The 6,493-nt window shown below is 69.4% G+C and carries 4 protein-coding genes; all 4 read right to left on the minus strand.

Annotation, left to right across the window (positions count from 1 at the left end; all coding sequences use genetic code 11):
• Positions 1-145: 145 nt before the first annotated feature.
• The 4 genes from TVH25_RS20325 to TVH25_RS20340 all read right to left on the minus strand — a co-directional run bounded on the left by TVH25_RS20325 (position 146) and on the right by TVH25_RS20340 (position 6,434).
• Positions 146-1,312, minus strand: a complete 1,167-nt coding sequence (locus TVH25_RS20325; protein ID WP_169653167.1) for a metallophosphoesterase — start codon at positions 1,310-1,312, stop codon at positions 146-148.
• 2 nt (positions 1,313-1,314) lie between these two features.
• Complete coding sequence (locus TVH25_RS20330; RefSeq protein ID WP_422425326.1) at positions 1,315-2,991, minus strand: substrate-binding domain-containing protein; 1,677 nt, start codon at positions 2,989-2,991, stop codon at positions 1,315-1,317.
• 253 nt (positions 2,992-3,244) lie between these two features.
• Positions 3,245-5,428 carry a malate synthase G gene (locus TVH25_RS20335; RefSeq protein WP_296549284.1) on the minus strand — a complete coding sequence of 728 codons (2,184 nt, stop codon included), beginning with the start codon at positions 5,426-5,428 and terminating at the stop codon, positions 3,245-3,247.
• Between the two features lie 73 nt (positions 5,429-5,501).
• Positions 5,502-6,434, minus strand: coding sequence for a 3-methyladenine DNA glycosylase (locus TVH25_RS20340; protein WP_422425327.1), 933 nt, complete (start codon positions 6,432-6,434; stop codon positions 5,502-5,504).
• Positions 6,435-6,493 lie beyond the last annotated feature (59 nt).

Genomic DNA, 6,493 nt, shown 5'->3' on the forward strand with positions numbered 1-6,493 from the left:
GGGGGGGGGGGGGGGGGGCTCCCCCCCCCCCCCCCGGGCAGTCGCTCTCCGATCAATATTCTGGATTGTACGGAAACACTAGAAAACCAGAACACTCCTCACCTGAACGACGAATCCCACCTCAGCCCATACCCGAGGGCTGATTTCAGGAGGCGCCGGCGGTGAGTTCGAGAATCGTGATCTCGGGGGGAGCGCCGACCCGAACGGGCGGGCCCCAGGCGCCGGTGCCCTGCGACGTGTAGATCAAGGTGTCGCCGAACCGGTCGAGCCCGGTCACCGTGGGATTGGCGAGTGAGACCAACGGACGTAGCGGCCACATCTGTCCGCCGTGCGTGTGTCCCGACAGTTGCAGGTCCACGCCGCGCTCACGCGCTTCGAGGACATGCTTGGGCTGGTGCGCGGCGAGCACCACGACCGTGCCGGGTTCGATGCCGTCGAGCGCGGCCGACATGTCTGCGGTGTGTGGTTCCGGCGCCGTGTAGTCGTGAACTCCGGCAAGCGCGATCGTGTCGCCGCCCCGCGTGAGAACGACGTGCTCGTTGCGCAATGTCTGTACCCCGAGGGTTTCCCAGTGGTCGAGCCACGAAATGCCGTCGTCCGCGTAGTACTCGTGATTGCCACTGACACCGAAGACGCCGAGAGGTGCACGCAGGTCGCGAAGCGGTTCGAGGTCCTCTCCGGCGAGGGCCACGGTGCCGTCGACCAGGTCGCCGCCGAGGACCACCAGGTCGGGTTGTTGCGCGTTCACCAGGTCGACGACGCGGCGCACGAAGTCGGCACCGCGAGCGGGTCCGGCGTGCAGGTCGGTCACGAGCGCGACGCGGGTCCCCTCGAATCCGGCGGGGAGCCGACGCAGGGGTACGCGGACGTCGACCACGCGCGGACGCGCGGCCTCGACGACGCCGTAGGTGACGGCACCGACCGATGCGACGACGAGTGTCGCGGTTGCGATGCGGATGGCTCGGCGCCGGGACGGGTCGGCAGGCTCGTCGGTGCGGGGCCTCGAGCGGTCACGAACGCGCCGGACGAGCCGTGCCCCGAGAGCGAAGAGGCCGATGAGCAGGACCCCGAGCCCGAGGTACAGCACGACGGCGAGCCAGGTCCACCCGAGGAACCCGATCGGCCGTGCCCACGACGGGTCGAGCGTCGTACCCACCGAGCCGGCGGCGATGGCGAAGACCGCGAGCACTACGAGGGCGAGGTCGGCGCCGAGCGCAGCGCGACCGGTCACACCGGGCGCGCGGACGAGCCGGCGATGCAACCAATACGTGATGAGGGCGAAGAAGATCGCCATGACAAGCAATCTGAGCACGGTCAGGACGCCAGCTTCCGGATGATGTCGACGAGGGCGGCGCCCTCGGTGGAGGGGACGGTCTCGAGTGTTCCGCCGGTGCGGTCGGCGACCGCTCGCAACGCGGAGAGGTCGTCGGCGGACTCGCCCAGGACGACGAGGTTCACACGGACGGGTTTGTCGGGGGAGGCAAGCTCGTCGACCGTGGCGAGGAGACCGGCCACGTCGGTGTCGCTGCTGTCGATCACTGCGAGCACGACGTTCGGGCGGGTGGGGTCGTACTTGTCCACCGCGTCGCGGTACGCGGCGGACAGCGCGGCACTCACGGGCTCGTCCTCGGTGAGGGTGACGCCGTCCAGTGCGCTGCCGAGCGCTGTTCTCTTCGCCGCGGTCAGGCCGTCCCGCTCCACCGCGATCCGGTATCCGGGTGCGGCGTCGGAGAACACGTACATGCCGATCACGGACGTGTCGGGGGAGCGGCGGACGAGGAGATCGAGGGCGTCGCCGGTGTGGGCGAGGCGAGTGCCGTCGCCGTCCACGGTCGACATCGACTGCGACGTGTCGACGACGAAGGTGACCTTGCTGGGCGGCACCGGCTCGATGCGGGTGCGGAGCAGTGCGTCGGTGACGACACGGGGGGCGGGAACGAGCGTCGAGTCCACGCGGGGAAGGCGGATGGTGTCGATGGGCGCGGGCACTTCGTCGCCGACCCGGAAACCGTTCTCGACCAAGAGTTGTGTCTGCTCGGGTTTGCGCACGTAATCGACGAATTCTGCCGCGGCGCGCGAGAGGGTCTCGTCGACCCACGGGGCATCCACAACGGCAGCCGGGAAATCCGCCACCGGGGTGGCACCGACAGGAAGATAGCCGGACACGCCGCGTACCGCGTCACCGTCGAGCGAGGCGTACAACTGCTGCTCGACGACCGGCACCGCGTGCACCGGCGCCGAGACGTCGGCCCGGGCGCCGAGCGCCGCGAGCGCGTCGGTCGTCGTGGGCCCGGCGGTCGGCCCGAGTGCATTGGCGCCGAGCGCCAGTTCGGTAACGGCGGTGACAGCAGCCGGGGACTCGGCCTGTTCGACGGTGACCGGGCCGGTGCCGGCGCCGGTGACCGCCGCGGCGACTCCCTCGAGGGCGAGCGCGGTGGCGTCGGTGCGTTCGCCGGTGGGCAGCGCGAGTGCGAGCTGTCCCCACGCGTCGAGGCCCACGGCGCGCATCGCGGCCGGGTCGCGCTGGAGCTTCGGGAGATCGTCCCATCCGACCGCTGAGCTGGTGAGTGCGCGGCCGAGATCGTCGGGAACGGCGAGCACGACCGGGGAGGTGGCGAGGGAGCGGGCTTGTCCGTCGACGGCGGTGGTGGCGCGTTCGGCGGCGCGGGAATCGAGGGGCACCCACAGGGCGGGCCCGGGCCCGAGGGCGGCGTTCCACGGCGTGTCCGCGCCGAGGCTCGCCGCGACGGGAGCCGATTCGGCGGCGAACACCTGCGCGGTGACGCAGTGGTCGCGGATGACGGGAGCGACGTCGGTGCTCCACCGGTCGGCGAGCGTGGTCAGTGTCGGAGCGATCAGGGGGTCGGCGGCGATCCGGAGTACGGCGTCGCCTTCGACGCATGTTGCGGCGGCGTCCGCGCCCTGCCTGTCGATTCGTTCGCGTAGCTGGAACCAGCCGAAGACGGCGACCACGAGCAGGAGGAGTGCCACGACCACCACGATCACGCTTGTGCTGATGCCTCGCGTACCGTCGCCGCGATGTCTCCCGCTCACGTCTGGGTTCGCCTCGTTTCGTCGTGAATCCGGTCGAATCCGACCGGCTACAGCAGTCTAGTGATGCCGCCGAAGGCGCTGTACGCGGTGCAGCCCGTACGGTGCAGCCGTATCACGGGGGGCAGGGCCCCGGTCCTTCTCGGATCGGGGCCCTGCTGCGCGAGGCGGGTGTGCCGGTGCCGGCGTTCGGTCAGGCGAACGTGGCCTTGTACTCGCGGCGGCGGCGGTGCAGGATCGGCTCGGTGTAGCCGCTGGGCTGCGTGGTGCCTTCGAGGACGAGTTCCTTGGCTGCCTGGAACGCGATGTTGCCGGCGAAGTCCGGGCCCATCGGCCGGTAGGTGGCGTCGCCCTCGTTCTGACGGTCGACGACGGGTGCCATGCGTTCGAGGGATTCGATGACGTCGGCTTCGGTGACGACACCGTGGCGGATCCAGTTGGCGAGCAGCTGGCTGGAGATGCGCAGGGTGGCGCGGTCTTCCATCAGTGCCACGTCGTGGATGTCGGGGACCTTGGAGCATCCGACACCGTGGTCGATCCACCGCACCACGTAGCCGAGGATCGACTGGCAGTTGTTGTCGAGTTCCTCACGCTTCTCGGCGTCCGACCAGTTCGGGTTCTCGGCGAGCGGGATGGTGAGAATGTCGTCGAGCGTGGCCCGGGTCTTGCCCTTGAGCTCGTCCTGGACCGCGAAGACGTCGACCTCGTGGTAGTGGGTGGCGTGCAGCGTCGCCCCGGTGGGGGACGGCACCCAGGCGGTGTTGGCGCCGGCCTTGGGCTGGCCGATCTTCTGCACGAGCATGTCGTGCATGAGGTCGGTCATGGCCCACATGCCCTTGCCGATCTGTGCCTTGCCCTGCAGGCCGGCGGCGAGACCGGTGTCGACGTTCCAGTCCTCGTAGGCGGCGATCCACTTCTGCTGCTTCATCGCGGCCTTGCGCACGACCGGGCCCGCCTCCATGGAGGTGTGGATCTCGTCCCCGGTGCGGTCGAGGAAGCCGGTGTTGATGAAGGCGACGCGCTCGGATGCGGCTTCGATGCAGGCGGCGAGGTTGACCGTGGTGCGGCGTTCCTCGTCCATGATGCCGACCTTGAGCGTGTTGGCGGGCAGGCCGAGGATCTCCTCGACGCGGCCGAACAGTTCGGTCGTGAACGCGGATTCTTCGGGGCCGTGCTGCTTGGGCTTGACGATGTAGATCGAGCCGGTGCGGCTGTTGAGCAGCGGCCCGTGCTCGTCGTCGCCGTAGAGGCCGTGGCTGGCGCACAGGCTGGTGACGAGAGCGTCGAGGATGCCTTCGGGCACCTCGTTGCCGTCGCGGTCGAGGATCGCGGGGTTGGTCATGAGGTGACCGACGTTGCGGACGAACAGCAGCGAACGTCCGTGCAGTTCGAGGTCGCTGCCATCGAGCGCGGTGTAGACGCGGTTCGGTGCCAGGGTGCGGGTAAGGGTTTTGCCGCCCTTGGAGAACGATTCGGACAGGTCGCCGCGGTTGAGGCCGAGCCAGTTGCGGTAGCCGATGACCTTGTCCTCGGCGTCCACGGCGGCGACGGAGTCTTCGAAGTCCATGATCGTGGTGACCGCGGATTCGAGGACGACGTCCTTGACGCCGGCGGCGTCGGTGCTGCCGATGGGGGATTCGGCGTCGATCTGGATCTCGATGTGCAGGCCGTTGTTGCGCAGCAGCACGGAGGTGGGGGCGGCCTTGTCGCCGAGGTAGCCGACGAGCTTCTCGGGCTGGGCCAGACCGGTGACGGTGCCGTCCGCCAGGGTGACCCGGAGTTCGGTGCCGTCGATGGCGTAGTTGGTGGAGTCGACGTGAGATCCCTCAGCGAGCGGGACGGCCTTGTCGAGGAAGTCGCGGGCCCAGGCGATCACCTTGTCGCCGCGCACCTTGTTGTATCCGGTGCCCTTCTCGGCGCCGTCGTCCTCGGGGATGGCGTCGGTGCCGTACAGCGCGTCGTACAGCGAACCCCAACGGGCGTTGGACGCGTTGAGCGCGAAGCGGGCGTTGAGGACGGGGACGACGAGCTGCGGTCCGGCCGTGGTCGCGATCTCGCTGTCGATATTCGCCGTGGTGATCTCGAAGGGCTCGGGGGCGGGGACGAGGTACCCGATCTCCTCGAGGAACGCCTTGTACGCGACGGGGTCGTGGGGCTGCCCGGCGCGGTCGCGGTGCCAGGTGTCGATGCGGCTCTGCAGATCGTCGCGCTTGGCGAGCAGCTCTCGGTTTTTGGGGGCCAGCTCGTGGATGATCTTGTCTGCACCGTCCCAGAACGCGGCTGCGTCTACCCCCGTGCCGGGGATCGCTTCGTCGTTGACGAAGTCGTAGAGCACCTTTGCGATGTGGAGTCCACCGATTTGCACGCGTTCTGTCATTAGCCTCACTCTTTCCGGTTGCGGTGCGCCCGGGGCAGCGCCACGGGTGCTTGCACGAAAAACTCCAGTTATGTTACCCGCCGGTAGCAGTAGGGGTGTCGGGTCGACACGCGCGCAGGGCGGAGCAGCGATTGAGCAGTTCCTCACGGAGGGCCGCGGCGCGAGTGGTGAGCGCCGACTGCTCGCGGACGTACTGTGCGCGTCCGGCGGCAGTCTCGATGGCGACGGGCGAGTAGCCGTAGCCGCTCAGATCATACGGGCTGGCCCGCATGTCCAATTCGCGAGCCGCCGACGCCAGCCGGAAACAGTCGAGCACCAGATCGGAGTCGACCAGCGGGGAGAGCTTGAAGCACCACTTGTAGAGGTCCATCCCCGCGTGCAGGCACCCGGGTTGTTCCCGGTCCGTCCGGCTGTCCTGGGTGAGTGCCGAGGCGTTGCGCGACGCGGCCTCCGGGGTGAAGAAACGGAACGCGTCGTAATGGGTGCATCGAAGCTGCATTGATTTCACCACGTCGTCCGTGCCCTGGTGGCCGAGCCGCAGCGGCACCGACGAGTGCCGGACGTCCTCGGTTCCGGTGCGGTACACCATCGCCCATTCGTGCAGACCGAAGCACCCGAGCTGGGCCGGACGGGACGCGGTGGCCGCGAGCAGACCGGCGACGAAGTCCACCGTGCCGGAGCGGTGTGCAAGGACCGCCTCGCTCACCCGGACCGCGGGCACGCCGTCCACCTCGAGCCGCTCGTAGCCGGGATGATCCCGGTAGTCGCGGGTCGCGGCACCGAGCAGGATCGTCCCGTAACCGGGATGCCAGAACCGCAACTTGCCGGGCCGGTAGTTGTAGTAGGTGAACAGGAAGTCGTGCACCGGGTGCGTCTCGTCGGCCGCGCGCCGCCGCAGATGGTCGGCCAGCAGGGCGTCCACCGCGGCGTGGTGACGGTCGCGGCGACCGGTCCAGTCCGCCTCCGCGAGCACGGTCGGGGCGGCCCCCGGGGGGGGGTCGGGGATGGGGCGCGGGGCGCCGGGGGGTCTGCGGCGCGGGGGGGGGGGTGGCGGGCGGGACCGCC

It is taken from the genome of Rhodococcus sp. 7Tela_A2, from assembly GCF_049311045.1.
Classification (GTDB): Bacteria; Actinomycetota; Actinomycetes; order Mycobacteriales; family Mycobacteriaceae; genus Rhodococcus.